This window comes from Methylobacterium sp. D48H (genome assembly GCF_053345715.1).
On sequence record NZ_JBKFAP010000013.1, the window covers coordinates 1 to 25,497 of the forward strand.

At 71.6% G+C, this 25,497-nt stretch carries 19 protein-coding genes and 1 pseudogene; 10 read left to right on the top strand and 10 right to left on the bottom strand.

From position 1 onward, the window contains the following. Positions 1–593, top strand: a pseudogene (locus ACLBX8_RS19765) (polysaccharide biosynthesis/export family protein); the annotation flags it as partial. A 198-nt stretch (positions 594–791) separates the two neighbouring features. Here ACLBX8_RS19765 and ACLBX8_RS19770 read toward each other — a convergent pair. The 3 genes from ACLBX8_RS19770 to ACLBX8_RS19780 all read right to left on the bottom strand — a co-directional run bounded on the left by ACLBX8_RS19770 (position 792) and on the right by ACLBX8_RS19780 (position 11,310). Further along, entirely contained in the window at positions 792–2,159 is a 1,368-nt protein-coding gene (locus ACLBX8_RS19770; protein WP_012317954.1) for an aminotransferase class I/II-fold pyridoxal phosphate-dependent enzyme, read from the bottom strand. Then, positions 2,156–9,598, bottom strand: coding sequence for an SDR family NAD(P)-dependent oxidoreductase (locus ACLBX8_RS19775; protein WP_447700616.1), 7,443 nt, complete (start codon positions 9,596–9,598; stop codon positions 2,156–2,158). Before ACLBX8_RS19775 ends, ACLBX8_RS19770 begins: the two co-directional genes overlap by 4 nt. Positions 9,599–9,966: 368 nt before the next feature. Further along, positions 9,967–11,310, bottom strand: coding sequence for a UDP-glucose dehydrogenase family protein (locus ACLBX8_RS19780; RefSeq protein WP_447715640.1), 1,344 nt, complete (start codon positions 11,308–11,310; stop codon positions 9,967–9,969). A gap of 312 nt (positions 11,311–11,622) precedes the next feature. Between ACLBX8_RS19780 and argB the strand changes: the two genes are divergently transcribed. From argB to rplS, 3 genes are all read left to right on the top strand, one after another. Then, complete coding sequence (gene argB, locus ACLBX8_RS19785) at positions 11,623–12,516, top strand: acetylglutamate kinase (protein ID WP_020095286.1); 894 nt, start codon at positions 11,623–11,625, stop codon at positions 12,514–12,516. A gap of 201 nt (positions 12,517–12,717) precedes the next feature. Beyond that, the gene (locus tag ACLBX8_RS19790) at positions 12,718–13,470 is read left to right on the top strand and encodes a pyrimidine 5'-nucleotidase (protein ID WP_447715641.1); all 753 of its coding nucleotides are present in this window, start codon (positions 12,718–12,720) and stop codon (positions 13,468–13,470) included. A gap of 283 nt (positions 13,471–13,753) precedes the next feature. Then, a complete protein-coding gene (rplS, locus tag ACLBX8_RS19795; protein WP_091683176.1) occupies positions 13,754–14,155 on the top strand; it encodes a 50S ribosomal protein L19 in 402 nt (133 codons plus the stop codon). Positions 14,156–14,269: 114 nt separating this feature from the next. On the opposite strand, the gene ACLBX8_RS19800 is transcribed toward rplS, so the two are convergent. From ACLBX8_RS19800 to ACLBX8_RS19810, 3 genes are all read right to left on the bottom strand, one after another. Continuing rightward, the gene (locus ACLBX8_RS19800) at positions 14,270–15,856 is read right to left on the bottom strand and encodes a methyl-accepting chemotaxis protein (protein WP_447715642.1); all 1,587 of its coding nucleotides are present in this window, start codon (positions 15,854–15,856) and stop codon (positions 14,270–14,272) included. 482 nt (positions 15,857–16,338) lie between these two features. Beyond that, positions 16,339–16,722, bottom strand: coding sequence for a RidA family protein (locus ACLBX8_RS19805; protein ID WP_091980913.1), 384 nt, complete (start codon positions 16,720–16,722; stop codon positions 16,339–16,341). Continuing rightward, the gene (locus ACLBX8_RS19810) at positions 16,719–17,933 is read right to left on the bottom strand and encodes a lytic murein transglycosylase (RefSeq protein WP_447715643.1); all 1,215 of its coding nucleotides are present in this window, start codon (positions 17,931–17,933) and stop codon (positions 16,719–16,721) included. Before ACLBX8_RS19810 ends, ACLBX8_RS19805 begins: the two co-directional genes overlap by 4 nt. Positions 17,934–18,104: 171 nt before the next feature. On the opposite strand from ACLBX8_RS19810, the gene ACLBX8_RS19815 reads away from it, so the two are divergent. Continuing rightward, on the top strand, positions 18,105–18,446 hold the full coding sequence (locus ACLBX8_RS19815) for a carboxymuconolactone decarboxylase family protein (protein ID WP_447700620.1): 342 nt from the start codon (positions 18,105–18,107) through the stop codon (positions 18,444–18,446). Positions 18,447–18,495: 49 nt separating this feature from the next. Here ACLBX8_RS19815 and ACLBX8_RS19820 read toward each other — a convergent pair whose 3' ends face one another. Then, on the bottom strand, positions 18,496–19,149 hold the full coding sequence (locus ACLBX8_RS19820; protein ID WP_447700621.1) for a TetR family transcriptional regulator: 654 nt from the start codon (positions 19,147–19,149) through the stop codon (positions 18,496–18,498). 94 nt (positions 19,150–19,243) lie between these two features. Between ACLBX8_RS19820 and ACLBX8_RS19825 the strand changes: the two genes are divergently transcribed. After that, entirely contained in the window at positions 19,244–19,915 is a 672-nt protein-coding gene (locus tag ACLBX8_RS19825; protein WP_447715644.1) for an O-methyltransferase, read from the top strand. Positions 19,916–19,987: 72 nt separating this feature from the next. On the opposite strand, the gene leuD is transcribed toward ACLBX8_RS19825, so the two are convergent. After that, positions 19,988–20,590 carry a 3-isopropylmalate dehydratase small subunit gene (gene leuD / locus ACLBX8_RS19830; protein WP_447715645.1) on the bottom strand — a complete coding sequence of 201 codons (603 nt, stop codon included), beginning with the start codon at positions 20,588–20,590 and terminating at the stop codon, positions 19,988–19,990. Positions 20,591–20,659: 69 nt separating this feature from the next. Beyond that, positions 20,660–21,391, bottom strand: coding sequence for a HisA/HisF-related TIM barrel protein (locus tag ACLBX8_RS19835; protein ID WP_447700623.1), 732 nt, complete (start codon positions 21,389–21,391; stop codon positions 20,660–20,662). Between the two features lie 9 nt (positions 21,392–21,400). Here ACLBX8_RS19835 and ACLBX8_RS19840 point away from each other — a divergent pair, with 9 nt between their 5' ends. From ACLBX8_RS19840 to ACLBX8_RS19855, 4 genes are read left to right on the top strand one after another with little or no spacing between them, the layout of a single operon-like run. Then, the gene (locus ACLBX8_RS19840) at positions 21,401–22,450 is read left to right on the top strand and encodes a hydantoinase/oxoprolinase family protein (RefSeq protein ID WP_447715646.1); all 1,050 of its coding nucleotides are present in this window, start codon (positions 21,401–21,403) and stop codon (positions 22,448–22,450) included. After that, a complete protein-coding gene (locus tag ACLBX8_RS19845) occupies positions 22,447–22,647 on the top strand; it encodes a hypothetical protein (RefSeq protein ID WP_012317969.1) in 201 nt (66 codons plus the stop codon). Before ACLBX8_RS19840 ends, ACLBX8_RS19845 begins: the two co-directional genes overlap by 4 nt. Before the next feature lie 23 nt (positions 22,648–22,670). Further along, complete coding sequence (locus ACLBX8_RS19850) at positions 22,671–23,453, top strand: hypothetical protein (RefSeq protein WP_447700624.1); 783 nt, start codon at positions 22,671–22,673, stop codon at positions 23,451–23,453. Positions 23,454–23,487: 34 nt separating this feature from the next. Further along, positions 23,488–24,108, top strand: coding sequence for a GNAT family N-acetyltransferase (locus ACLBX8_RS19855; protein WP_447700625.1), 621 nt, complete (start codon positions 23,488–23,490; stop codon positions 24,106–24,108). Between the two features lie 77 nt (positions 24,109–24,185). Here ACLBX8_RS19855 and hpnH read toward each other — a convergent pair whose 3' ends face one another. Further along, positions 24,186–25,349 carry an adenosyl-hopene transferase HpnH gene (hpnH, locus tag ACLBX8_RS19860; protein WP_020095300.1) on the bottom strand — a complete coding sequence of 388 codons (1,164 nt, stop codon included), beginning with the start codon at positions 25,347–25,349 and terminating at the stop codon, positions 24,186–24,188. Positions 25,350–25,497: the final 148 nt, after the last annotated feature.

Genomic DNA, 25,497 nt, shown 5'->3' on the forward strand with positions numbered 1-25,497 from the left:
CGGGCCACGGCGACCGCATCCTCGACGTCATCGCCGCCGCCGGCGGCAACCGCGCGCCGGTCAACGAGACCTTCGTGCGGCTCTCGCGCGGGCCGGTGACCGCGACCGTGCCGCTGACCACGGTGGTGTCGAACCCCAAGGAGAACATCTACCTGCGGCCCAACGACGTGCTGACGCTCGTGCGCGACCCGCAGACCTTCATCGCGGTGGGCGCGCTGGGCAACAGCACCGAGCTGCCGTTCCAGGCCGACGGCATCACGCTGGCGCAGGCGCTGGCCAAGGCGCGCGGCCTGTCGGACTTCGCCGCCGACCCGGCCGGGACGTTCATCTTCCGGTTCGAGCCGGCCAGCGTCGTGCGCCGGCTCAGCCCCGGCTCGAAGCTTCTGGGCACGCCTCTGGTGCCGGTCGTCTACCGGATCGACATGCGCGACCCCAACAGCCTGTTCGTGTCCCAGGCGTTCCGCATGCGCAACCGCGACCTGATCTACGTGTCGAACGCCCCCTTCACCGAGGTCCAGAAGGTCCTCACCGCCTTCAACGGCGTCACGGGCCCCGTCTCCTCGGCCGCCCTGGCCTATTCCTACGCCAAGTAAGGCGGCGCACCGCGACGCGGGCACCCACCCCATCGCGCGACGGATGCCGGGTTCGCGTCGCGCCGATCCGGCCGATGCGCGCGTCCGACCGAGACCGCGGAGACCGGCCGCCCGAATGCCGAAGGGGGCGCGGATGTGATCCGCGCCCCCTTCTTCGTAACGCTCTCGGGGAACCGGGGCTCCCGGCCCCGGCCGGGCTCAGACGCGCTTCGCCAGCAGTTGCTCGATCAGCGAGCCGCCCTTGTCGATGGCGGCGAGCTCCTCCGCCACCGCGTTCACGGTGTCGCGGATCTGGTCGGGGGTGTGCTCGGAGGTGAGGAAGAAGCGCAGGCGCGAGGCCCGCTCCGGCACGGCCGGGTGGATGATCGGCTGCACGTTGATGCCCCGGCGGAACAGCCGGTCCGACAGCGTCACCGCCTTCAGCGAGTCGCCGACGATGATCGGCACGACCGCGAGGCCGAGGCTGAAGCCGGTGTCGAGGCCGAGCTTCTTGGCGGTGGCCAGGAACAGGGTGCCGTTCTGGCGCAGGCGCTCGACCCGCTCCGGCTCGGCGTGCATCACGGCCAGCGCCGCCTCGGCGGCGGCGGCCAGCGGCGGCGACATGCCGACGCTGTACACGAAGCCGCCGGCCGTGTGCTTCAGGTACTCGATCAGCGCGATCGGGCCGCAGATGTAGCCGCCGCAGGTGGACAGCGTCTTCGACAGCGTGCCCATCCAGATGTCGACCTCGCGGGGATCGACGCCGCAATGCTCGAACAGGCCGGCGCCGGTGCGGCCGGTGACGCCGAGGCCGTGCGCCTCGTCGACCATCAGCCACGCGTCGTAGCGCTTCTTGAGGGCCACGAGCCCGGCGAGGTCCGGCGCGTCGCCGTCCATGCTGTAGAGGCCCTCGACCACGATCAGCGCCCGGCGATGCTCGTGGCGGGTCGACTGGAGCAGGGTCTCCAGGGCGTCGAGGTCGTTATGCGCGAAGGAGCGGCGCTGGGCGCCCGACAGCTGCGCGCCGGTGACGATGCTGTTGTGGGACAGCGCGTCGTGGAAGATCACGTCGCCGGCTTCCAGCAGGGCGCCGATGGTCGTGACGTTGGTGGCGTGGCCGCTCACCATCACGATGCAGCCCTCGGACTGGTAGTGCTTGGCCAGAGCCTGCTCGAGGCTGATGTGCCCGGGCCGCTCGCCCGCCACCACGCGGCTCGCCGACGCGGAGGTGCCGTAGGCCTCGATCGCCTCCCGGGCGGCGTTGCTCACCCGCGGATGGCCGTTGAGGCCGAGGTAATCGTAGGACGAGAAGTTCGTGAAGCTCTTCTGGTCGATCCGCGTTGTGGCCCCGGCCTTGGCGTCGTGGACGCGGAAGAACGGGTTGCCCAGACCGATCAGGTCGGCCGCCTGGCGCTGGAGCTTCAGCTCGCGGTAGCCCGGCAGGTTCTCGAAGTTCTGCGCCGCCGACTTGCCGGCGGGAGAGGCCGTCTTGACGGGGGCCGGGCGCGGCGTCGCGCGCCCGAGCCGGTTGGTCACGAAGCCGGCGAGCGCCGCGCGCCCGCCGTCCGGCCGTGCCGTGTCGGTCATGAGTTGGTCTCTTTGATCTCGCTGGACGTCTGCTCGATGAGTTCCTTGAGAGGCGCGAGGATCTGCGCATCGACCTCACCGCCGACATGCTTCGAGACGAGGCTCATCGCGACGCCGGCCGTCTCGTCCATGGGCGCGGAAACCGCCTGAATTAAGGACTCCGACAGCTCGTTGACGGTCATGCCCGACGAAAGTCCGGCGGGCGGCGCGTCGAGGGCGAAGCGCTCCTGCAGGCTGGCGCCGAGCTCGACGCCCATCAGCGAGTCGAGGCCGATCTCCGAGAGCTGGCGCACGCGGCTGATGTCGTCCTTCGGCAGCCGCAGGATGCGGGCGATGTCCTCGACGATCGCGTCCGACACGGTCTTGCGGACCGCGTCGAGGTCGCCGCCCTTGAGCAGCGACGCGATGTTGATCGCCTGGACGCCGCCGGCCTCGGCCTGCTGGTCCGAGCCGAGTTCGGCGTAGCTCGGCGAGCGCATGGTGGCGAGACGCTCGCGCGCCTTGCCCCAGTGCATCGCCGCGATGGCGATGACCGCCTCGTCGGGGGACGTGCCCTGGCTGCCCAGCGCCTCGGCCATCAGGTCGAGGCAGCGACGGGCCTCCATCGGCGTGACGCCGACGCGGCCGGCGAGGCCTTCCATGACCGCCTTGTTGCGGGCGAGCATGCCGACATCGCCGATGGCGCCCCAGGCCACGGCCAGCGCGGGCAGGCCGCGGCGGCGGCGCTGGCGCGCGAGTCCCTCCATGAAGCCGTTGGCGGCCACGTAGGACCCCTGGCCCGGGTTGCCGATGAAGGTCGTCGCCGAGGAGAACAGGACGAAGTAGTCGAGGCTCCGGTCGCGGGTCGCGGCGTCGAGGTGCTGGGCGCCGATCACCTTGGGGCCGATCACCGCGTCGAGCGCCGCGGCGTCGATGTTGGAGATCAGGCCGTCCTGGAGCACCGCCGCGGCGTGCAGCACGCCGGCGAGCTTCCTGCCGCCCTGCTCGATCCCGGCGATGAGCCGGTCCACCGAGGCGCGGCTCGTGATGTCGACGGCCTTGGCCTCGACGGTCACGCCCCGCGCGGCGAGTTCGGCGACGATCGCCTTGGCCTCGTCGGTGGCCGCGCCCTTGCGGCCCGCGAGCACGAGGTGCTTGGCACCCCGATCGATCAGCCAGCGCGCCGCCTCCAGGCCGAAGCCGCCGAGGCCGCCGGTCAGCAGGTGGACGCCCTCGGCCGAGACCGTGAATGGCCGGGCCGTGTCCTTCATGATCGTGCCGGCCTTGGGCGGGCTGATCACGATCTTCCCGATGTGGCCGGACTGCTGCATCAGCCGGAACGCGTCCGAGGTCTCGGCCGCCGTGAACGGCTGGTACGGCAGGGGCTTCAGGCCGCCGTCGTTGAAAAGGGCCATGACCTCGCGGAACATCCGCGCACCGTCGTCGCCCTGGTGCTGGATCACCTGATCGAGGTCGACGCCGAAGTAGCTGAGGTTCCGCCGGAACGGGCGCAGGCCGATATGGGTGTTGGCGACGTAGTCGCGCTTGCCCAGCTCGACGAAGCGGCCGAAGGGCCGGAGGGCGTTGAGCGAGCGCTCCATCGCCTCGCCGAACAGGCTGTTCAGCACGATGTCGACGCCGTCGCCGGTGATCGCCCGGACCTCGTCCACGAAGGCGAGGGAGCGGGAATCGAGCACGTGCTCGGCGCCCAGCGCCTTCACGAGGGCCCGCTTCTCGCGGGAGCCGGCCGTGGCGATGACCCGCGCGCCCTTGAGCTTGGCGATCTGCAGGGCCGCCAGCCCGACGCCGCCCGCGCCGCCGTGGACCAGCACCCACTCGCCGCGCCGCATCCGGGCGCAGGAGACGAGGCCGTAATAGGCGGTGAGGAAGGCCACCGGCACGGTGGCGGCCGCCATCGGGTCGAGGCCGTGCGGCATCGGCGCGACGACGAGGTCCGGCACAACGATGTGCGTGGCGAAGCCCGACTGCGCGAAGGCGACGACCGGGTCACCGACCTTGAAGCCCTTCACGCCCGGGCCGACGGCGGTGACGCGACCGGCACACTCGAGGCCGAGGCGGGGGCCGGCGAAGCCGTCCTCCAGGATCTCCTCGGGGAGCATCGAGAGCGCCCAGAGAACGTCGCGGAAGTTGAGGCCGGTGGCCTCGACCGCGATCTCCATCTCGCCCTTGCCGGGAGCGCGGCGCTCGGCCGGCCCCCAGACCATCTCGCTCAAGCCGCCGGTGTTGCTGCGCTCCAGGCGCGCGGCCTCGGCCGGGACGGCGTCGGCCGGATCCCGGTGCTGCGGCCGGCCGGCATGGAAGCGCACGACCTGGGTCCGCTCGTCGTCCAGCACGATCTCGGTCTCCGGGGTGCCGGAGAGGATGAGGTCGCGTAGGCGCTCGGAGGCGCGCTTCGACGACATCTCGGGGGAGAGGTCGATGCGGCGGACGTCGAGGTTCGGGGCTTCGTTGGCGAGCGTGCGGGAGAAGGCCCACACGCCGGCCTCGATGTTGGTGGTCTGGCCGCCGCGGTCGCGGGTCGCGCCCGGGGCCACGACCCAGAGCTTGGTCTGGCGCGATCCCAGGTGCTCGGTGCAGCGCTTCAGGCTGAGGCAGCGGTCGCGCAGGCGCTCGGACGCCTCGCCGCCGCGGGTGAAAGCGCCGGCCAGGAACACCACCGTGTCGGGGGTCTCCTTCTCCAGCTCCATCAGGGAGGTCTCGGAGTCGAGGATGATGGAGACGTGCACCCCGCCCGCGACCAGCAGGGTCGCCAGGGAGGAGGCGGTCTCGGCCGCGAACTCGTCGTCCGAGCCGATGATGAAGGCGAAGCTCTGCGCCGGGGCCGGGCCCGGACGCACCGGCGCCTCGGCCGTCAGCAGCAGGTCGTCGCCGTTGGCGGAGGCGGCCCGCTCGACCTCGACCTTGACCAGGCCGTGGGCGCTCAGGATGCGCTGCCAGCCCTCGATGTCCTCGAGCCGGCCCACGGGCAGGCCGCCCGCGGCCTCCTCGAACCAGCCGGCCGTGAGACCGAACACGAGGTCACGGAACAGGGAGGCGCCCGGCTCGACGGCCACCAGCAGGCCGCCGGTGGCGAGCGCCCCGGCGAGCTGGCCCGGCAGGGCCCGGTCACCGCGATGCAGGCTGCCCGACGCCAGGATCAGGTCGAAGCTGCCGGGCGCGAGCTCCTCGGCGGTCTCGACCACGGCGGCGGCACGGCCGAGCGACAGGCGGGCGCGCTCGGCGAGCCGGCGGTCGGTCTCGAAGACGGTGAGCCGGGCCTCGGCGGCGGACGCGAAGGTCGCGGCCTGGGCCGAGAGCGGGCCGAAGCCGACCTGCAGGACGCGGAGCGCCCGCTCCTTCGGGAGCTGGGCACGGCTCCGCTCGATCAGGCCGGCGACCACGTCGGCGCCGTGGCGCGCAGTGGCCGAGCGCAGCACGAAGGCGTCGATCGCCCCCTGCGGCAGGGACGGTGCGTCGGTGAGCGTGCCGGCGAGCAGCCGGTCGACCAGGGCGCCGACATCGGCGATCAGCACGAGCTCGGCCGAGAGGTCCGGATGGTCGCCGGCGATCCAGCGCATGATCTCGTCGGGCGCCGGCAGGGCGGAGCCGTCGCCGAGCGTCCAGTTCTGGCCGGCGCGCTCGGCGAGGCCGCTGCTCTCCAGGGCGTAGAGCGCGTTCAGCAGCCAGGGGCGCAGGGCCTCCGGCACGCGGCTGTCGGTGACCGAGACGGTGGCGCCCTGCGCCAGCCCGGAGGCGAGGCGGTAGGCGAGCGAGGTCGCCCAGCCCTCCAGCAGGAGGTGGCCCGGCGACAGGGCGGCGTCGGACGGCCCTTTCGCCTCGGCGGCGAGCGGGCGCAGACGCGCGGCCACGCTCGGGCGGCGCTCCATCGGGATCGCTGTCGGCTCGGTGGCGAGCTCCGGCACCTGCGAGATCGCGAAGGTCGAGAGGTCGCCGCCGCTCTTGGCGCGCAGGGCCTGGAACCGGCCCTCGCGGATCGTCGCGATGACCGCGCCCTCGGCGTCGAGGAGCGTGAAGTCCGCCAGGATCGAGCGCTCATTGCAGCGGCGGGTGCGGATGATCGAGCGGGCGATCACCGCGCCGGGGCGCAGCATCCGGACCTCGCCGAAGCGCACCGGGATGTAGGCCTTGCCGCCGTTCTCGCCGAGCAGGTCGGCGAACAGCAGGATCAGCCCGTGGAAGCACGCGTCGAGCCGGTTCGGCACCAGGCCGTAGCGGGTGTCGGGCTCGGCCGGCAGCAGGTCGGAGACGATCGTGGCGTCGTCGAGCCGCGCGCTCATCGCCACCTGCTGGAAGCTCGGGCCGAAGCCGAGCCCGGAGGCGAGGGCCTTGGCGTAGAGCGCGTCGCCGGTGAGCACGTGGTCGCCCGCGGTCTCGAAGCTGAAGCCGTCGAGATCCGGTGTCTTCGGGGCCGAGAAGGTGCCCTCGACGATCTTGGCCTGGGCGTGCAGCTGCCAGGGGGTCTGGGTCAGGCGGGGCCGGCTCAGCACCTGGATGCCGTTGCCGGAGCCCGACAGGCGCACCGCGACCTCGCGCAGGGCGTCCTCGGCGAACACCATCGGCGCCACGATCTCGAAGTCGGCCAGCACGACCTCGTCGTCGCGCAGCGCCTCGCGAACGCAGGCCAGGGCCATCTCGACGAAGCCGGCGCCCGGCATGATCACCTGGCCGTCGACCTTGTGATCCTCCAGTTCCGGCACGGTCACCGGGTCGACGAAGCCGTTCCACTCCAGCCCGTCGAAGGTCGTGCGCGACCCGATCAGCGGGTGATAGGGGCGGGGGCTCATCGCGCCGACGCCCTCGGTGGTGTCGGCGAGGCGGAACGGGCGGCGCTGCCACGGGTAGGAGGGCAGGCGGACGTCGCCCTTCGGGGCGTCGCCGAACAGCAGCGTCTCGTCGACCTGCGCGCCCTGGACGAGGGCGGCGCTGACCGCCTTGGCGATCGGGTCGCCGCCGGAAGCCTTGCGGTGCATCACGCCGACCGTGGCGGTCTCGATGCCCAGCGGCTCGACCGCGTCGCCGACGTGCGACATCAGGGTCGCGCGCGGGCCGACCTCCACGAACACGCGGGCGCCGCGGCGGGTGGCGTCCTGCACGGCCTCGCAGAAGCGCACGGGCTCGCGGATGTTGCGCCACCAGTAGCCGGCGCCGAAATTCTCGCCGCCCAGCACCGAGCCGGTCACGGTCGAGACCATCGCGGTGGTGCCGGTCCGCGACTTGAGGCCCGCGAGGTCGCGCAGCAGCGGCTTCTCGGTCGGGTCCATCAGCCGTCCGTGGAAGGCGTAGGCGAGGTCGAGCTTGCGGCCGCGGCGGCGCTTGCGCGACAGGGCCTTGATGGCGGCGTCGATGTCGGCCACCGGCCCGGCGACCGTGACGGCCTTGGGGCTGTTGTAGGCGGCGATGTCGAGGGTCGGGTAATCCTTGAGGAAGGTCTCGACCTCCTCGGCCGGCATCAGCAGCACCGCCATGGTGCCCTGGCCGTGCGTTGTCTCCTGGTGGTGGCTGCGGTAGTAGATGACCCGGACCGCGTCCTCCAGGCTGAGGATCCCGGCGGCCTCGGCGGCCGCGATCTCGCCCACGGAGTGGCCGAGGACGTAGGACGGGATCAGGCCCTTCGCCTTGAGCGCGGCCGTCGAGGCGCTCTCGATGGCGAAGATCAGCGGCTGCGAGACGCTGGTCAGCGCGAGGCGCTCGTCGAGGTCGTCGGCGTAGAGCGCGTCCTTCAGCGACCAGTCCGAGTAGGCCCGGAACAGGGTGTCGATCCGGTCGAAGGTCGCGCGGAAGGTCGCGTTCTCCTCGTAGGCCTCGCGGCCCATGCCGGCCCACTGGCTGCCGTTGCCGGAATAGATGAAGGCCACCTCGGCGACGCGGTCGACCGCGGTGCCGGTGAAGGCGTCCTGCGTGTCCTCGCCCTCGCCGACGGCGCGCAGCGCCGCGGCGACGTCGGTCTTGCCGTCGAGCGCGACGGCGAGGCGGGCGGGCATGCGCTCGCGGCGATGCGCCACCGCGGCCGCCACGGTCGCGACCTGCTCGGGGGCGGCCTCGAGGCGCTCGGCGTAGTCGAGGGCGAGCTCGTTCAGCGCCGCCCGGCTCTGGGCCGAGAGCAGCAGCACCTGGGCCTGGGGCTCCGCGGTCGCCGCCGCGGGCTTCGCCCAGGCCGGGGCGTCGGTGATGACGACGTGGGCGTTGGTGCCGCCGAAGCCGAAGGAGTTGACGCCGGCGAAGCGCTCGCGCGAACCGCGGCCGATCTTCAGCGGCGCGCGCACGACGTCCAGGTTCAGCTCACCGAACGGGATCTCGGGATTGAGCTCGGCCGCGTGCAGCGACGGCGGGACGAGATCGTGCTCGAGCGCCAGAGTCGCCTTCATCAGGCCGGCGAGGCCGGAGACCGGCTCGGTGTGGCCGATATTGGTCTTGATCGAGCCGATCGGCAGCGGCGCCTGCCTGCCGCGGCCGAGCTTCGAGCCGATGGCCGAGGCCTCGATCGGGTCGCCCACCGGCGTGCCGGTGCCGTGCGCCTCCATGAAGGCGAGGTCGTCGAGGCGGATCTCGGCCTCGCGGTAGACCTTCTCCAGCAGGGCGCCCTGGGCGTAGCCCGAGGGGAGGGAGATGCCGGTGGTCCGGCCGTCGGAGTTGATGCCGGAGGCGGCGACGACCGCGCGCACGGTGGCGCCGTTGCGCCGCGCGGCCTCGGCCGACTGCAGCACGAACACCACGCCGCCCTCGGAGCGCACGTAGCCGTCCGCGTTCTTGGAGAACGCCTGGCACAGGCCGGTGCGCGAGAGCATCTGCGCGGTGGAGAAGCAGATGAAGTTGAACGGGCTCGCCAGCACGTTCACGCCGGCGACGACCGCGGTGTCCACGCGGCCCGACCGGATCGCCTGCACGGCGTTGTCGAAGGCGACGAGCGAGGACGAGCAGGCCGTGTCGACCGTGAAGCTCGGGCCCTTGAGGTCGAAGATGTAGGAGATGCGGTTCGAGATGATCGAGAGCGTGTTGCCGGTCGCCGCGTAAGCGTCGCCCGACGGCGCGTCGAGGATGCGCAGGTTGCCGTAATCGAGGGACGAGGCGCCGACGAACACGCCGATATTGCTGCCGGCCACGCTCGACGGGCGCAGGCCCGCGTCCTCGAGGGCTTCCCAGGTCAGCTCCAGCAGCATCCGCTGCTGCGGATCCATCTGCTCGGCCTCGCGGGGCGAGATCCCGAAGACCGACGGGTCGAACGACCACACGTCGTCGATGACACCGGCCGCCCAGGTGTAGCTCTTGCCGCGCTCATGGGCGCGCGGATGGGCGAACCGCTCCAGGGAGAACCGGTCGGCCGGCACCTTGCTGACGGCGCAGCGCCCTTCGGACAGGAGTGACCAGAGCCCATCCACGCTGGGGGCCCCGGGCAGTCGGCATGCGCGTCCGACGATCGCAATGTCTGTACGTTGTGTCACGTTCGGTTCGCACACGCTCGTTATCGGAAGTCGGCTCGGCTCTCGACGAGTGAGTACCCTCTCACCCCTTACTGTGGCACCATTGCGGTGTCCAACCAGCCCTAACGCGAGGTCATCCCCGCGTGGCAAAATTGCCAGAGGCTGTGACATGTATTCATCAGAAGCTTATCCAATTCCTACGGTCAAAACGCCAAGTTTGAACCGCCGGACCGGCTGCCGAGACGCGGGCTCGATCACGAGAAAGCCACAGTTGCGCCTCCGCGGACGCCGCCCGTCTAGCGGCATCGATGCCGATTCCGGAAGAAATCTTCGCGATGTCGCGCAGGTCCCGCACAGGAATCCGGGCTCGAAGGCCGGCGCGGTGATGATCAAGACCCGATCCGGGCGACGCTCTCCTTGGTTCGTCCGACGCCGCAATAGGTGAAACCGTGGCGCGCGGCGCTCGCGGGGTCGTAGATGTTGCGCAGGTCGATCAGCACGGGAGCCGCCTCACCGGACGACATGGCCTGACGCAGCCGGTCGAGGTCGAGGGCCCGGAACGCGTTCCACTCGGTGACGATCACCACCGCGTCGGCGCCCTCAGCGCAGGCGTAGGCGTTCTCGGCGTAATCCACAGCCGGCATCAGGATCCGAGCCTGCTCCATGCCCTCGGGATCGTAGGCGCGGATTACGGCGCCGGCGTCCTGCAGACCCGCCACGATCGCCAGCGCGGGCGCGTCGCGCATGTCGTCGGTGTTCGGCTTGAAGGTCAGGCCGAGCAGCGCCACCGTCCGGCCGCGCACCGACCCGCCGCAGGCCTTGATCACCTTGCGCGCCATCGCGCGCTTGCGCTGGTCGTTGACCGCCACCACCGTCTCGACCAGCCGCAGCGGCGTGCCCGCATCCTGCGCGGTCTTGACCAGGGCCAGCGTGTCCTTGGGGAAGCACGAGCCGCCGTAGCCCGGCCCGGCATGCAGGAACTTCGACCCGATCCGGTTGTCCAGGCCGATGCCGCGCGCCACCGCCTGCACGTCCGCGCCCACCGCCTCGCACAGGTCCGCCACTTCGTTGATGAACGTGATCTTCGCCGCGAGGAACGCGTTCGCCGCGTACTTGGTCAGCTCGGCCGTCCGGCGCGAGGTGACCATGATCGGCGCCTGGTTGAGGTAGAGCGGCCGGTAGACCTCGCGCATCACAGCCTCGGCCCGGGCCTCCTCGGCGCCGACGACGATGCGGTCGGGGCGCTTGAAGTCGGCGATGGCCGCGCCCTCGCGCAGGAACTCGGGGTTCGAGACGACCGCGAACTGCGCCTCGGGGTTGGTCTCGCGGATGATGCGCTCGACCTCGTCGCCCGTGCCCACCGGAACGGTCGACTTGGTCACAACCACGGTGAAGCCGGACAGGGACCCGGCGATCTCCCGGGCGGCATCGAACACGTAGCTCAGGTCGGCGAAGCCGTCGCCGCGGCGGGAGGGCGTGCCCACCGCGATGAAGACCGCGTCCGCCTCGGCCACGGCGTCCCGCATGGTCGCGCGGAAGGCGAGCCGGCCCTGGCGGACGTTCTCGGCGACCAGGACGTCGAGGCCCGGCTCGTAGATCGGCATGCGGCCGGCGTTCAGGCTGGCGATCTTATCGGGATCCCGGTCGATGCACACGACCGTGTGGCCGAAATCGGCCAGGCAGGCGCCGGAGACCAGGCCGACATATCCGGCCCCAATCATCGCAATCCGCATCGGGCCCTCCCGGCAGCTCGCCCTCGGCTTGCTGCGATGCAACATGATCCGGGCCGCGTGAGGATGCAACCCGGGCCAGCCTGGATCTGCTCCAGTCTGTCACGGGAATGCAACACCCGCGAAGGATGACTGTAGTTTGACAGCGGGTCCCGGAGCGCCCCGCATCGGCCGCCGATCCGCGCGGCGCGCCTCCGCGACGGCGCGCGGGGCGGCTTCGCAGCGCGGGCGGCTTCCTGTAGAAGCGCCCCCGCCCGACGGGGAGGCCCGGATCCGCCCCCGAGGACCCGACCCAAGGATCGGTGAAGGACCGCGATGACCGAATTGCCCAACGTGCACGTGCGTGCCGAGGTCCTGGCCCAGGCGCTGCCCCACATGCAGCGCTACGACCAGGAGATCGTCGTCATCAAGTACGGCGGCCACGCCATGGGCGACCGGGCCGCGGCCGAGGACTTCGCCGAGGACATCGTCCTGCTGGAGCAGTCCGGCCTGAAGCCGATCGTCGTGCACGGCGGCGGACCGCAGATCGGCAAGATGCTCGACCGGCTCGGCATCCAGTCCGAGTTCCGCGGCGGCCTGCGCGTCACCGACGAGGCCACCGTCGAGGTGGTCGAGATGGTCCTGGCCGGCCTGATCAACAAGCAGATCGTCGGCTGGATCTCGGCCGAGGGCGGCCGGGCGGTCGGCCTGTGCGGCAAGGACGGCAACATGGTCCGGGCCAAGCGGGCGATGAAGACCGTCGTCGATCCCGAGAGCCGCGTGGAGCAGACCGTCGATCTGGGCCTCGTCGGCGAGCCGGACCACGTCGAGCGCGGCGTCCTCGACGCGGTGCTCAAGGCCGAGCTGATCCCGGTCCTGGCGCCGGTCGCCTACGGGGCGGACGGGCAGACCTACAACGTGAACGCCGACACCTTCGCGGGGGCGATCGCCGGGGCGCTCCGCGCCAAGCGCCTGCTGCTGCTCACCGACGTGCCGGGCGTCCTCGACAAGGACAAGAAGCTGATCCCGGAACTCACCGTGGAGGATTGCCGGCGCCTGATCGCCGACGGCACCATCACGGGCGGGATGATCCCGAAGATCGAGACCTGCATGTACGCGATCGAGCGCGGCGTCGAGGCGGTCGTCATCCTCGACGGCAAGGTCAACCACGCCGTGCTGCTCGAGCTGTTCACCGATTACGGTGCCGGCACCCTGATCCGTCGCGGCTGAGATCCGGACCGCCCGCGCACTGTGCCGGATCCCGGCGCAACGCGCGGGCGCAACCTCCGCGGGCCCGGCGCATTGTCGTACCCCGCCCGCCCCGGAGGGGCCGGCCCAGCAAGGCCCGGGCAAGGTACCGGCAAGCACCGAACTTGCGAGCTTGACCGTTCCGGTCCAGATTCCAGGGCAACAGCAACCTGAGGGGTTCCGGTGCACCACCCCGACAAGGCCCAGTTCACCACGCCCGCGGCGCGCGGCTTCGCCGATGTCGACACCTGGGTGTTCGACCTCGACAACACGCTCTACCCGAGCGACGCGGCGGTCTGGCCGAAGGTCGACGAGCGCATCACCCTGTACGTGATGCAGCTCTACGGGCTCGACGGGATCTCGGCCCGCGCCCTGCAGAAGTACTTCTACCACCGCTACGGCACGACGCTGTCGGCGCTGATGGTCGAGTCGCGGGTCGATCCCCACGACTTCCTCGATTTCGCGCACGACATCGACCATTCGTCGATCAAGCTCGACAAGAGCCTCGGCGACGCGATCGAGCGGCTGCCCGGGCGCAAGCTGATCCTGACCAACGGGTCGCGCCGGCACGCCGAGAACGTCGCCGCGAAGCTCGGCATCCTCGACCATTTCGAGGACGTGTTCGACATCGCCGCCGCCGACTTCGTGCCGAAGCCGGAGCGCACGACCTACGAGCGGTTCCTGGAGAAGCACGCCGTCGAACCGACCCGCGCCGCCCTGTTCGAGGACATCGCCCGCAACCTCGCGGTGCCGCACGACCTCGGCATGGCGACCGTGCTGGTGGTGCCGAAGGTCACCGATCCCTACCGCGAGGCCTTCGAGCAGGAGGCGGTGCGCGAGCCGCATATCGACCACATCACGGACGATCTCGCCGCCTTCCTCGACGCCTGCGTGCTGCCGGACGTACGGCCCGGCGAATCCAAGGAGCGCCGCTGACGCGAGGCCGGGGCGCCTCCCGGAAAGGGCGCCGCGCGCGGCGCCCGATGTCGGAGCAGGCGCGGGACGCGGACCCGGCGCTCTCCCGGACAGGCGGCGCGCACCGGGCCCCGATCCGGTATCGATCGACCATCGGCAGCACCGCGGACCGATCGCGGCGGCAACCCAATCGACAAGCCGGCGACGATCCTGTAGAGAGCCGCCCAACTCACAACAGGATCGCCGAAATCCTGGCGCCGATCGCCCATGAGGGGCGGAACGGCGCGACGGCCGGAGCTATGCCATGAACATCATCGAGCAGCTGGAGCGCGAGGAAGTCGCGCGCCTCGCCAAGACCATCCCAGATTTCGAGCCGGGCGATACGCTCATCGTCAACGTCCGCGTGAAGGAAGGCGAGCGCACCCGCGTCCAGGCCTACGAGGGCGTCTGCATCGCCCGCTCGGGCGGCGGCCTCAACGAGAGCTTCACGGTCCGCAAGATCTCCTACGGTGAGGGCGTGGAGCGCGTCTTCCCGGTCCATTCGCCGATGATCGACTCGATCAAGGTGGCCCGCCGCGGCAAGGTGCGCCGCGCCAAGCTGTACTACCTGCGCGACCGGCGCGGTAAGTCGGCCCGCATCGTCGAGCGCACCGACCGCTACAAGGCCAAGGACACCCCGGCCCAGGCGCCGGCTGCCGCCGAGTAAGCTGTCCGATTCGCTCCGCAGGCCGGAGCGATCGCCCCGTTTCAGACCGGTCCGGCTCAGCCGGGCCGGTTTTTTCGTGGCCGACAGGTCCGTCCAGTCGGCCGATAGCGCGCCTCAGGCAGCCCGGATCCCGTCGAGGAGCCGGTGGATCTCGGCGGAGAGCTGATCGGACCTGCGCGACAGGTCGATCGCGGCGCCGAGGACCTGCTCGGCCGCCTCGCCCGTCGCCTCGGCGCCCTGCGAGACCTCGGCGATGTTGCCGGTGACGGCCTCCGTGCCGGCCGCCGCGCGCGCGACGCTGCGCACGATCTCCTCGGTGGTCGCGCCCTGCTGCTCGATCGCGGCCGCGACGGACGCGGCGAGCGTGCTGACCTCGCCCACGCTGCGGCCGACTCCGTGGATCGCCTCCACGGCCTGCCGGGTCGAGGCCTGGACCGCGCCGATCCGCGCGGCGATCTCCTCGGTCGCGGCCGCGGTCTGCTCGGCCAGCGCCTTGACCTCGCCCGCCACGATGGCGAAGCCCCGGCCCGCCTCGCCGGCCCGCGCCGCCTCGATCGTGGCGTTGAGGGCGAGGAGGTTGGTCTGACGGGCGATGCCCGCGATCATGCTGGCGACGGCCCCGATCCGCTCGGCCCCGTCGGCGAGATCGCCCACGAGGGCGTCCGTACGCCGCGCCTCGGTCGCCGCCCGCGCGGTCTTGGCCGAGGATTGCGCCATCCGTCCGGAGATCTCCTGGATGGTGATCGCCATCTCCTCGGTGGCCGCGGCGACGCTCTGCACGCTCCCGGCGGTCTCCTGCGCGGCCCCGGCGACGCGCGTCGCCCGGGCACTCGTGCGCGACGCCGTCCGCGCCATCGCCTCGGCGGTCGCCTGCATCTCGGTGGCGGCCGCGGAGACGCCCGTCATCAGCGCCCCGGCCCGGGCCTCGAACGCCCGGGTGAGCGCGTCGAGGGTCTGCGCATGCCGGACCTTGGCCTCAGCTTCGCGCGCGACCGCCCGGTCCGTCTCGGCCTTGGCGACCAGCGCCTGCCGGAACACTTCGACGGTCCGGGCCATCTGACCGATCTCGTCCGTCCGCTCGAGTCCCGGTATCGGCTCCGCACCGTCGCCCCGGGCGAGCGCCTGCATCCGGCGGCCGAGGCGGTCGAGCGGGCGCGTGATGCCGCGCCCGATCAGGACGGAGCCGATCACCCCGAGCGCGCCGACCCCGAGCAGAAGGCCGGTCGTCGCGAGGGCGAGCGCCTGGAAGGCGGCCCTGATGTCGTCGGTGTAGGTCCCGGCCGCGATCATGATGTCCCAGGGCTCGAACCTGACGGCGAGCGTCGTCTTCGGAGACAGGCCTTCGTGCCCCGGCCGGGGGTAGAGATAGCTCAGCGTCGCCGTGTCGGAGGTCTTCAGCCGTTCGATCAGCGTTCCGGCCGCGCGAACGCCGTTGACCCGGGTCTCCAGCTGATTGCTGCCGACGAGACGGCGGTCGGGGACCGCCAGGACCGTGCCGTCCATCGCGTAGATGGCGACGTAGTTGGTGCCGTTATCGAATCGCATGGCCATGGCGGTCTCGGCCAGCTCCGCCAGGGCCGCCTCACGGGACAGGGCGCCGCTCCTGACCCGGCTCTCGAGACTTTGCGCATAGGTGGTGAACAACTCCGTGACCGTGCGCAGGGACTTCAGCCGCCCCGACAGCATCTCTTGGTAATACATGCGCAGTCCGATGACACCGATGACCGATATAAGCAGCCCTATCAAGGCAATCTGCGTCATCATCCGACGTGATAGATTTTTACTCAAAAATCTTCTTATCATAATACGTTCCGCGAGATCGACAAACTCGTCGATGCTGCGGTGTGGCCTGATAAATCTGAGCCCGCATGTCAACGTGATCTCGCAGATCTGGATCGAGATCTGAGAGACACACGGTTCAGGCGCACAGGGCGGGCGAGGAAGCGGTCACTCGCGACGCGGTCTGCGCCGGCGGCAGGAGCGGGCCGTCAGTCGGCGAGCAGAACCTGAGATCGTGCCCGCGGCGCGGGGCCACGCCCGACCAGCCCGAATGACCGGGATCGAACCGCTCCCTTGCACGCAGAGCTCGGGCACGATGGGGATGACGTCATCGGCGGATCGGAGTGGCGCCGCGGCCCGGCGGAACGGCGCGGAGACGGCGCGATCGGGAGCGGGACAGGCGTCTAGCCGATCCGCGCGGTCACCTCGATCTCGACGCGCATCTCGGGGCGCAGGAGGCCCGCCACGACCACGATCGTGGCGGCGGGCCGGACGTCCGCCAGCACCCGCCCGCAGACGGCCAGCACGGCCTCGGCATCGTCCCGGTCGGTGACGTAGTAGGTGGCGCGCAGGACGCCGGCGAGGCCGGTTCCGGCCTCGGCGAGGACCGAACGGATCGTGCGCCAGCAGGCCTCGGCCTGCGCGGCGGCGCCGTCGGGCATCGTCATCGTGGCGTAGTCGTAGCCGGTCGTCCCAGAGAGGTAGACGGTGTCGCCGTCGACCACCGCCCGGGAGTAGCCGTAATCCCGCTCGAACGGGGACCCCGACGTGATCAGCCGCCGGCTCATCCCCCGCGCAGGGCCTCCAGAACCTTGCCGCCGGCGCGGCCCGTCGGTGTCATGCCGAGCCGGCGCTCGACGTCCTTGATGGCGTCGCGCGTCTTCTGGCCGACCTTGCCGTCCGGCTCGCCGACGTCGTAGCCGCGGGCGGCCAGCCGGGTCTGGAGGTCGCGGCGCTCGGCCCGCGACAGGGGCGGGTCGTCGGTCGGCCAGGCGGCCTGGACGCCGGGCCGGCCGCGCAGCCGGTCGGACAGGACCGCGATGGCGAGGCCGTAGGATTCGGCGGCGTTGTACGAGTAGATCGCGTCGAAGTTCCGGGTCACCAGGAAGGCCGGTCCGTCGATGCCGGCGGGCGCCAGGATCCCGGCCGGGCCCTCGCCCGAGAGCGGGCGCCCGTCCGCGCGGGTGACGCCGAGCGACGCCCAGTGGGCGACCGGCTTCTTGTTCTTGCGCCCGGCGGCGCCGACGTTGAAGCCGCGGGGCAGCTTCACCTCGTAGCCCCAGACCTGACCGTTCTGCCACTTGGCGACGCGCAGGAAGTTGGCGGTGGAGGCGACGGCGTCGGCCACCGAGTCGACCACGTCGCGCCGGCCGTCGCCGTCGCCGTCCACGGCGAGTCGCTGATAGGTCGTCGGCATGAACTGGGTCTGGCCGAAGGCGCCCGCCCAGGAGCCGGTCAGCCGCTCCGGCGCGATGTCGCCGCGCTCGATGATCCGCAGGGTGGCGATCAGCTCGCCGCGGAAGAAGTCCCGACGGCGGTTGTTCGAGCAGGCGAGCGTCGCCAGCGACTGCACCAGCGGCATCTTGCCGAGGTTCTTGCCGAAATTCGACTCGACGCCCCAGACCGCCGCGATCGTGTAGCGGTCGACCCCGTAGCGCGACTCGGCCTGGGCGAGCGCCGCCGCGTTCTGGCGCATGGCCGCGCGCCCGTCCTCGACCCGCTCGTCGTCGACGAGCGCCGCCATGTAGTCCCAGATCGGCGTCTTGAACTCGGGCTGCGCCTGGGACAGCTCGATCACCTTGTCGTCGTAGCCGATGCCGCTCGTGGCGGCCCGGAAGGTCTGCGCCGAGACGCCCGCCGCTGCCGCCTGCGACTGGATGCCGGCGAGGCAGCTGTTGAAATCGGCCCGCGCCGGCAGGCTCGCCAGGGGCAGGACCGCGATGCCGGCGAGCAGCCCGAGCGCGCGCGCCGTCCTCGGTCCCGTCGGGTGCTTCGGCATGCTGACGATCCTCACGATGCGGAACGGAGTCTGGGCGCGGATTCAGGCGACATGTGGGTTAACGAACGGTGAGGAAACCCGCCTCGTCTTGACCCTGCGGCCTACCAACCGGTAGGTTGGTACCGTACTGGCGCATCGCCGGTCGGGTCAACGAACAGGGAGACGGGACGCATGATGAAGGACTGGAATCAGTACGGCGCCGAGCTCGTCAGCACGCTCGAGCGCATCGGTGCGGTGAGCCCGGACCTCCTCAAGGCCCACGACCAGCTCGCCGCGGCGGCCCCGACCGAGCGCAAGCTGGACGCGAAGACCCGCGAGCTGATCGCCCTCGCGGTCGCGGTCACGACCCGGTGCGACGGCTGCATCGCGGTGCATTCCGACGCCGCCCGCAAGGCCGGCGCGAGCAAGGAGGAGGTCGTGGAGGCGCTGGGCGTGGCGGTGGCACTGAACGCCGGCGCCGCCCTGGTCTACACCGCCCGCGCCTTCGAGGCGTTCACCGGCGAGTCCGGCTGAGCCGACCGGGATAGGGCCATGTCCGGTTCGCCGGGTCCGGGGCTCGTCTTCAGGACGGCGTGCCGGCCCAATCTCGGCTGCCCAGGCGGTCCAGATAGGCGCAGAGCATGTCGGCCAGGGCGTCCGCGAAGGTCGCCATGGCCGCCTCGGTCCGGACCATCTCCGAGATGCGCTCGCCGACCTCGCCGAGCGTCATCGCGATGATCTCGCCCGCGACCGCCAGGTCCGTCTCGGGCGCCGCGGGAAGTGCCGCGCGCAGGAAGTCGCGGAACGCCTGCGAGCCGGCCAGCTGCGGCTCCGCGGCCTCGGGCGCGTCGCGATAGGCCGGGGCGGCCGCGTCGAGGGCCCGGCGCATCGCGGCCTCCGCGCATTCCGAGCGCACGAAGGCGTGGACGGCGGCGCGCAGGCGCTCGCCGGGCGCGCAAGCGGGATCCGTCAGGATGCCGGCGAGGAGCGCGGACGTGTCCCGCCACTCGTCGCTCTGGAGCTGGAACAGGATCGCCGCCTTGTTGGGGAAGTACTGGTAGAGCGAGCCGATGCTGACGCCGGCGCGCTCGGCGACCCGCGCCGTCGTGAACCGCGCCGCGCCGACCTCCGCCAGAACCTGAGCGGCGGCCTCCAGAACGGCCGCGACGAGGTCGCTGGAGCGCGCCTGCCGGGGCTGCTTTCGCTTGGAGATTCCGAGACTTGGCCGGTTGGGCATGGGGCGGGGCTCGGAACGCGAATAGGCGCGGGCAGGGGGTGCCGGTACTCTGCGTCGTGTTCAGTTGAACGCGCAAGACGGAAAGCAACGCGCCATGTCACTCTCAGCATCCACACTCGCCGAACCGCGTATCGCGTCGCTGTTGGACAGTCTCTTCGCGCAGGCGGAGGCCTCCTCACCCTTGAGCGCCATCGGCGATCTCTCGGCGGACGAGCGGGCGCGCCTCATGGCGAGCCGCACCGGCTACCGGGACTTCTACAGCCGGCTCAAGGACATGCCCCTCGCGGTCTCGCGGGAGACCGGCCGGCTGCTCTACATGCTCGCCCGAACCCGCCGGGCGCGGACGATCGTCGAGTTCGGCACGTCCTTCGGTCTCTCGACCCTGCACCTCGCCGCGGCCCTGCGCGACAACGGCGGCGGCCGGCTGATCACCTGCGAGTTCGAGCCGTCCAAGGTGGTGCGGGCGCGGGCGAACCTGATGGAGGCCGGGCTGGCGGACCTCGTCGAATTCCGCGAGGGCGACGCACTCCAGACCCTCGGCCTCGACCTGCCCGACTCGGTCGACCTGCTGCTCCTCGACGGGGCGAAGGGGCTCTATCCGGAGGTTCTGAGCCTCGTGGAGAGTCGCCTCGGACCGGGGGCCCTGGTGGTCGCCGACAACGCGGACCACAGCCCGGACTACCTGCAGCGGGTGCGCGCGCCGAGCCGCGGCTACCTGTCGGTGCCGTTCGCCGAGGACGTGGAGCTGTCCATGCGGCTCGGGTGAGGCGGGCCCTGGCCTCGGACCGGCGGTCGCCTCAGCGCGACGCGACCGCCGTCGGGACGCGGGTCCGGTCGCTCAGGCCCACTCGCGCTGGGCGAGCTTCTGCTCGTAGGCGTCGATGGAGGAGACGCGCTCCAGCGTCAGCCCGATCTCGTCGAGTCCGTTCAGCAGGTTGTGCTTGCGGCCCTCGTCGACGTCGAAATGCAGGGTGCCGCCGTCCGGTCCCCGGATCGTCTGCGCCGCCAGGTCGACCGTCAGGGTGGCGTTCGCGCCGCGCTCGGCGTCCTCGAAGAGCTTCTCCAGATCCTCGGGCGACATGACGATCGCCAGGATGCCGTTCTTCGCGCAGTTGTTGAAGAAGATGTCGGCGAAGCTCGTGGAGATCACGCAGCGGATGCCGAAATCGGCCAGCGCCCAGGGCGCGTGCTCCCGGGACGAGCCGCAGCCGAAATTGTCGCCGCACACCAGGATCTTGCTGTTCCGGTAGGCCGGCTGGTTGAGGATGAAGTCCGGGTTCTCGGAGCCGTCCTCGCGGTAGCGCATCTCGGCGAACAGGCTCTTGCCGAGGCCGGTCCGCCGGATCGTCTTCAGGTACTTCGCCGGGATGATCCGGTCGGTATCGACGTTGATCGTCCGCAGGGGCGCCGCGACGCCCTCCAGGGTGGTGAACTTTTCCATCGTCTGACGGCTCGTGTCGGTGGTCTCTCTGTCGCGCGGTTTAGCAGCCGCGGGCCCGGGCCGGAAGCGTCAGGCGAGGTCCGGCGCCGTCGCCCGGGACAGGGTGCCGTCGTGGAGGGCCGAGGCGACCAGCGCCCCGGCGATCCCGGCCGCCCGGAGCGCCCGCAGGTCGTCCGGGCCGCGCACGCCGCCCGCCGCGTAGAGGCGGCGATCCGGCGCCCGCGCGCGCAGGGCTCCCAGGGCCGCGAGGTCCGGGCCGGACCCGGCGCCGACCTGCGCCAGCGTCATGGCGATCACCTCCGGGGGCCAGAGCGCGGGATCCTCGTGGAGGGCCGCCGGGCCGAGGCGCTCCGCGCCGCGCGTGTCGAGGGAGAACACCGCCCGGTCGCCGAGCCGCGTCACGAGGTCGGCATCCGCCTGGCTCTCGCTGCCGATCACCGGTCGCCCGAGTCCGGTGTCCAGGAACGCCGCGACGCCGGCCGGCTCGGCGAAGCCGGCATCGACCCACAGGGCGATTCCCGGGCAGGCGCGGGCGATCGCCTCCAGGGCGCGGAGATCGGGCGCGGCGCGGTCGATGATCGCGTCGAGATCGGCGACGTAGAGGATCGCGGCGGGCCACGCGTCGACCAGCCCGCGGGCCACCGCGTCCGGCGCCGAGCCCTTTGCCAAGGGCGTCTCGATCGGGGCATAGGAGGAGCGCTCGCCCCGGCGCGCCCGCACCACGCGGCCGCCCCGGAGATCGAGCACCGGGATCACCGCGAAGCCGGGGCGCCCGATCCTGTGGTCCATCGAGGCGCTCATCGCGGTCCCATGCGCTCATCAAACCCAACGACCATCGGGTGGGACCTCGGCGGGGTCCACGTCAAGGTTGCCCTGGTCGAGGACGGCCGGGTCGCGGCCGCCGCCCAGGTGCCGTGCCCGCTCTGGCAGGGCCTGCCGGCCCTCGACCGGGCGCTGGAGGCCGCCCCCGACTGGGCCCGCGGCGCGGCCCTGCACGCCGTGACCATGACGGGCGAGCTGACCGACTGCTTCGCCGACCGGCGCGACGGCGTCGCGGCGCTCGCCGGATGGGCCGGGTCGCACCTCGCCGGGACCGTGCGCATCTACGCCGGCCGCTCCGGCCTCGTCGCCCCCGAGGCGGCCGCGTCCCTGTCGGCGGACGTGGCCTCGGCCAACTGGCACGCCACCGCGGCGCTCGCCGGCCGGCACGTCCGGGACGCGCTGCTGGTCGATATCGGCTCGACCACCGCCGACCTGATTCCCGTCGTGGGCGGGCGGCCGGCCGCGACCGGCTACAGCGACGCCGAGCGGCTGGAGACCGGCGAGCTCGTCTATACCGGCGCGGTGCGCACGCCGGTGATCGCCCTGTCCGACCACGCCCCCTTCGCGGGCCGCCGGACCCGGCTGATGACCGAGACCTTCGCCCACATGGCGGACGTCTACCGCATCCTCGGCCAGCTCCCCGAGGGCGCCGACCAGCAGCCGAGCGGCGACCGCAAGGGCAAGACGGTCGCCGAGAGCGAGACCCGGCTCGCCCGGATCGTCGGGCGGGACCGGGCGGAGGCGCCCGGAGCGGCCTGGACGGCGCTCGCCGCCCATTTCGCCGAGGCGCAGCTGCGCCTGCTGCACGACGCGGCGGCGGAGATCCTCAGCCGGCCCGACATCGGCGCGGACGCGCCCCTCGTCCTGTGCGGCGCCGGCGCCTTCGTGGGCGCCCGCCTCGCCGAGCGTCTCGGCCGGCCCTCGACACCGCTCGTGACGCTGCTGGCGGACCGGATCGGCGGCGCGCGCGACGGCATCTCGACTTGTGGACCGGCGGTGGCGGTCGGCCTCATCGCCGCGGAGGAGGCACTCGCATGAGCGCAATCAAGATCCTGGCCCGGATCCTGACGGCCCGGGTCGGGCCGCATATCGAGTTGGCCGTCGAGACGGAGACCGGGGAGGTTCTGAAGGTGCTCGCCACCGAGGACCAGGTCGACCGGCTGGTCGACGAGCTCGAGGACATCCTCAACTCGCCCGCCGACCCGGAGGATGACGGGCCGCCCCAGGCGGCCTGAGGCCCCGGGCCCCGCTGGTCGCCATGAGCCTGATCGCCGCCAAGATCGTCGTCACGCCGACCCTGATGTGGGCCGTGTCGGCGGCCGCGCGCCGGTGGGGCAGCCTCGTCGGCGGCCTGCTCTCGGGCCTCCCGCTGACCTCGGCGCCGATCTCGATCTACCTCGCCGCCGAGCAGGGCGAGCGCTTCGCCGCCGACGCGGCGATCGGCTCGGTGGAGGGGCTCGGCGCGGTCACCGTCAGCTACCTCGTCTACGCCGTCGCCGCGCCGCGGACGGGGGGCCTCGCGGCCGCGCTGCTCGCCCTCGCGGGCTTCGTCCTCGGCGGCGCGCTGCTGCACGGGGTGATCCAGCCCGGCCTGTGGCTCGCCACGGCGATCGACCTGCCGGCGATGGTCCTGGTGGTCGCCCTGTGCCGGCCGGCCGCGGGGACCGAATCGCCGGCCCGCCGGGCGCGCCCGCCGCGCTGGGACATGCCGGCCCGGCTCGCGGCCGCCACCGCCCTGGTCCTGATGGTCTCGGGGCTGGCGCCGCATCTCGGCTCCGGCCTGAGCGGCGTCCTGGCGCCGATCCCGATCATCTCCTGGCCGCTCATCGTCTTCGCCCGGGCGCAGGACGGCGTCGGCGCCGCCCTGGAAGTGGTGCGCGGCAGCGCCCAGGGCGCGTTCGGCGTGCTGGCCTTCTATGTCTGCGTGCACCTGCTGCTCGGGCGCATCGACCCGGTCGCGGCCTACGCCGCCGCGATCGCGGTGTCGGCAGCCTGCGTGCTGCCGTGGCTGGTCGCGCGGCGGCGCCCGCTTTCCGCGTGACCGGGCCGCGCCGAGGCGACCGCGGAGGGGATCGATGCTGCCGGAGACGGGAATCCCGACCCTCACACCGGGCTACGCGGCGGTGCCGCCCGGCCATCTCGCCACGATCGTCACCAGCCTGGAGATGCTGCGCCCGCCGCCCCCGCGGCCCGGACGGCCGTTCCCGCCCGGGCTCGCCCTCGAGGCCCTGGAACGCACCGACCCGGAGACCTACCGGAGCCTGTTCCGGGCGGTGGGCGCCGACTGGCTCTGGTTCTCGCGCCTCACCCTGGCCGACGAAGCGCTGGCGGCGATCCTGGCCGACCGGGATGTCGAGATCCTCGCGCTGCGGCGGGACGGGCGGAACGTCGGCATGCTGGAACTGGATTTCCGCCGGCCCGGCACCTGCGAGCTGGTCTTCCTCGGACTGACCGGGGACGCGGTCGGTACCGGGATCGGCCGCACGCTGATGAACGCGGCGATCGGCCGGGCCTGGGCGCGCCCGATCGCGCGGTTCTGGCTGCATACCTGCACGCTGGACCATCCCGGCGCGCTCGCTTTCTACCGGCGCTCCGGCTTCGTTCCTTTCGCGATCCACGTCGAGGTCGCGCCCGATCCGCGGCTCGACGGGACCCTGCCGCGCGACTGCGCCCCGCACGTGCCGCGGCTCGGCTGAGGCGCCGCGGGGTCCGGACACGAAGAGACCCGCGGCCTCGCGGCCGCGGGTCTCGTGTCGTCAGTCGCGTGCGCCGGTCAGGCGGCGGTGCGCTTGCGGGCTTCCTGCTTCGTGTCGACGCCGGCCGCTTTGATCTCGGACAGCTTCTGCGCGACGTTGCGCGAGAACACGAACTCGGCCGGGCGCTGGTTCTCCAGGCTGACCTCGGGGGCCATCTCGCCCTCGGTCTTGATGCCGCGGATCGCGTGCACCAGCGGCTTCCAGGGCTTGCGGACCGAATCGACCACCGAGGAGGCCTCGTAGCCCGAGTGGACCATGCAGTCGGCGCACTTCTCGTAGTTGCCGGTGCCGTAGGCGTCCCAGTCGGTGGTCTCCATCAGCTCCTTGAAGGTCGCCGCGTAGCCCTCGCCGAGCAGGTAGCAGGGCTTCTGCCAGCCGAACACGGTGCGGGTCGGGTTGCCCCACGGGGTGCAGTGGTAGGTCTGGTTGCCGGCCAGGAAGTCGAGGAACAGGCCCGACTGCTGGAAGGTCCACTTCTCGCGGCCCTTCTCCTTGCCGTGCCGGAACACGCCGCGGAACAGGTCCTTCGTCGCCTTGCGGTTCAGGAAGTGCTTCTGGTCGGGGGCGCGCTCGTAGGCGTAGCCGGGGGAGACGGTGATGCCGTCGATGCCCATCCGGGTCACGCTGTCGAAGAAGTCGGCGATCTTCTCCGGCTGGGAATTGTTGAAGAAGGTGCAGTTGATGGTGACCCGGAAGCCCATCTCCTTGGCCTTCGCGATCGCCGCCACGGCCTTGTCGTAGACGCCGCGCTGGCACACCGACTGGTCGTGCATCTCCTTGTCGCCGTCCAGATGGATCGACCACGTGAAGTACGGGCTCGGCTTGTACTCCTTGATCTTCTTCTCGAGGAGCAGCGCGTTCGTGCAGACGATCGCGAACTTCTTCTGGGCGATGATGCCCTCGACGATCTGCGGCAGGTCCTTGTGGAGGAGCGGCTCGCCGCCGGCGATCACCACCACCGGGGCGCCGCACTCGCGCACCGATTCGAGCGCGTCGGCGACCGGGAGGCGCTTGTTCAGGATCTCGTCCGGGTAGTCGATCTTGCCGCAGCCGGCGCAGGCCAGGTTACAGCGGAACAGCGGCTCCATCATCATCACAAGCGGGTAACGCTTGCGGCCCGTGAGGTGCTGCTTCAGGATGTAGCCGCCGATCTTCGCGACGTACCGGAGGGGGATACCCAAGATTGCGGCTCCTTACTTCGTCGGCCCCGGGACATCGGGGTGCTTAACGCGAAAAAATCTCGAATTCCAGCGATCTAGCTTGGAACTAATCTGAAATGACCCCGTTTCGGCGGGGCGATGACATCTTATTCCGTGCCTGACGCAACGG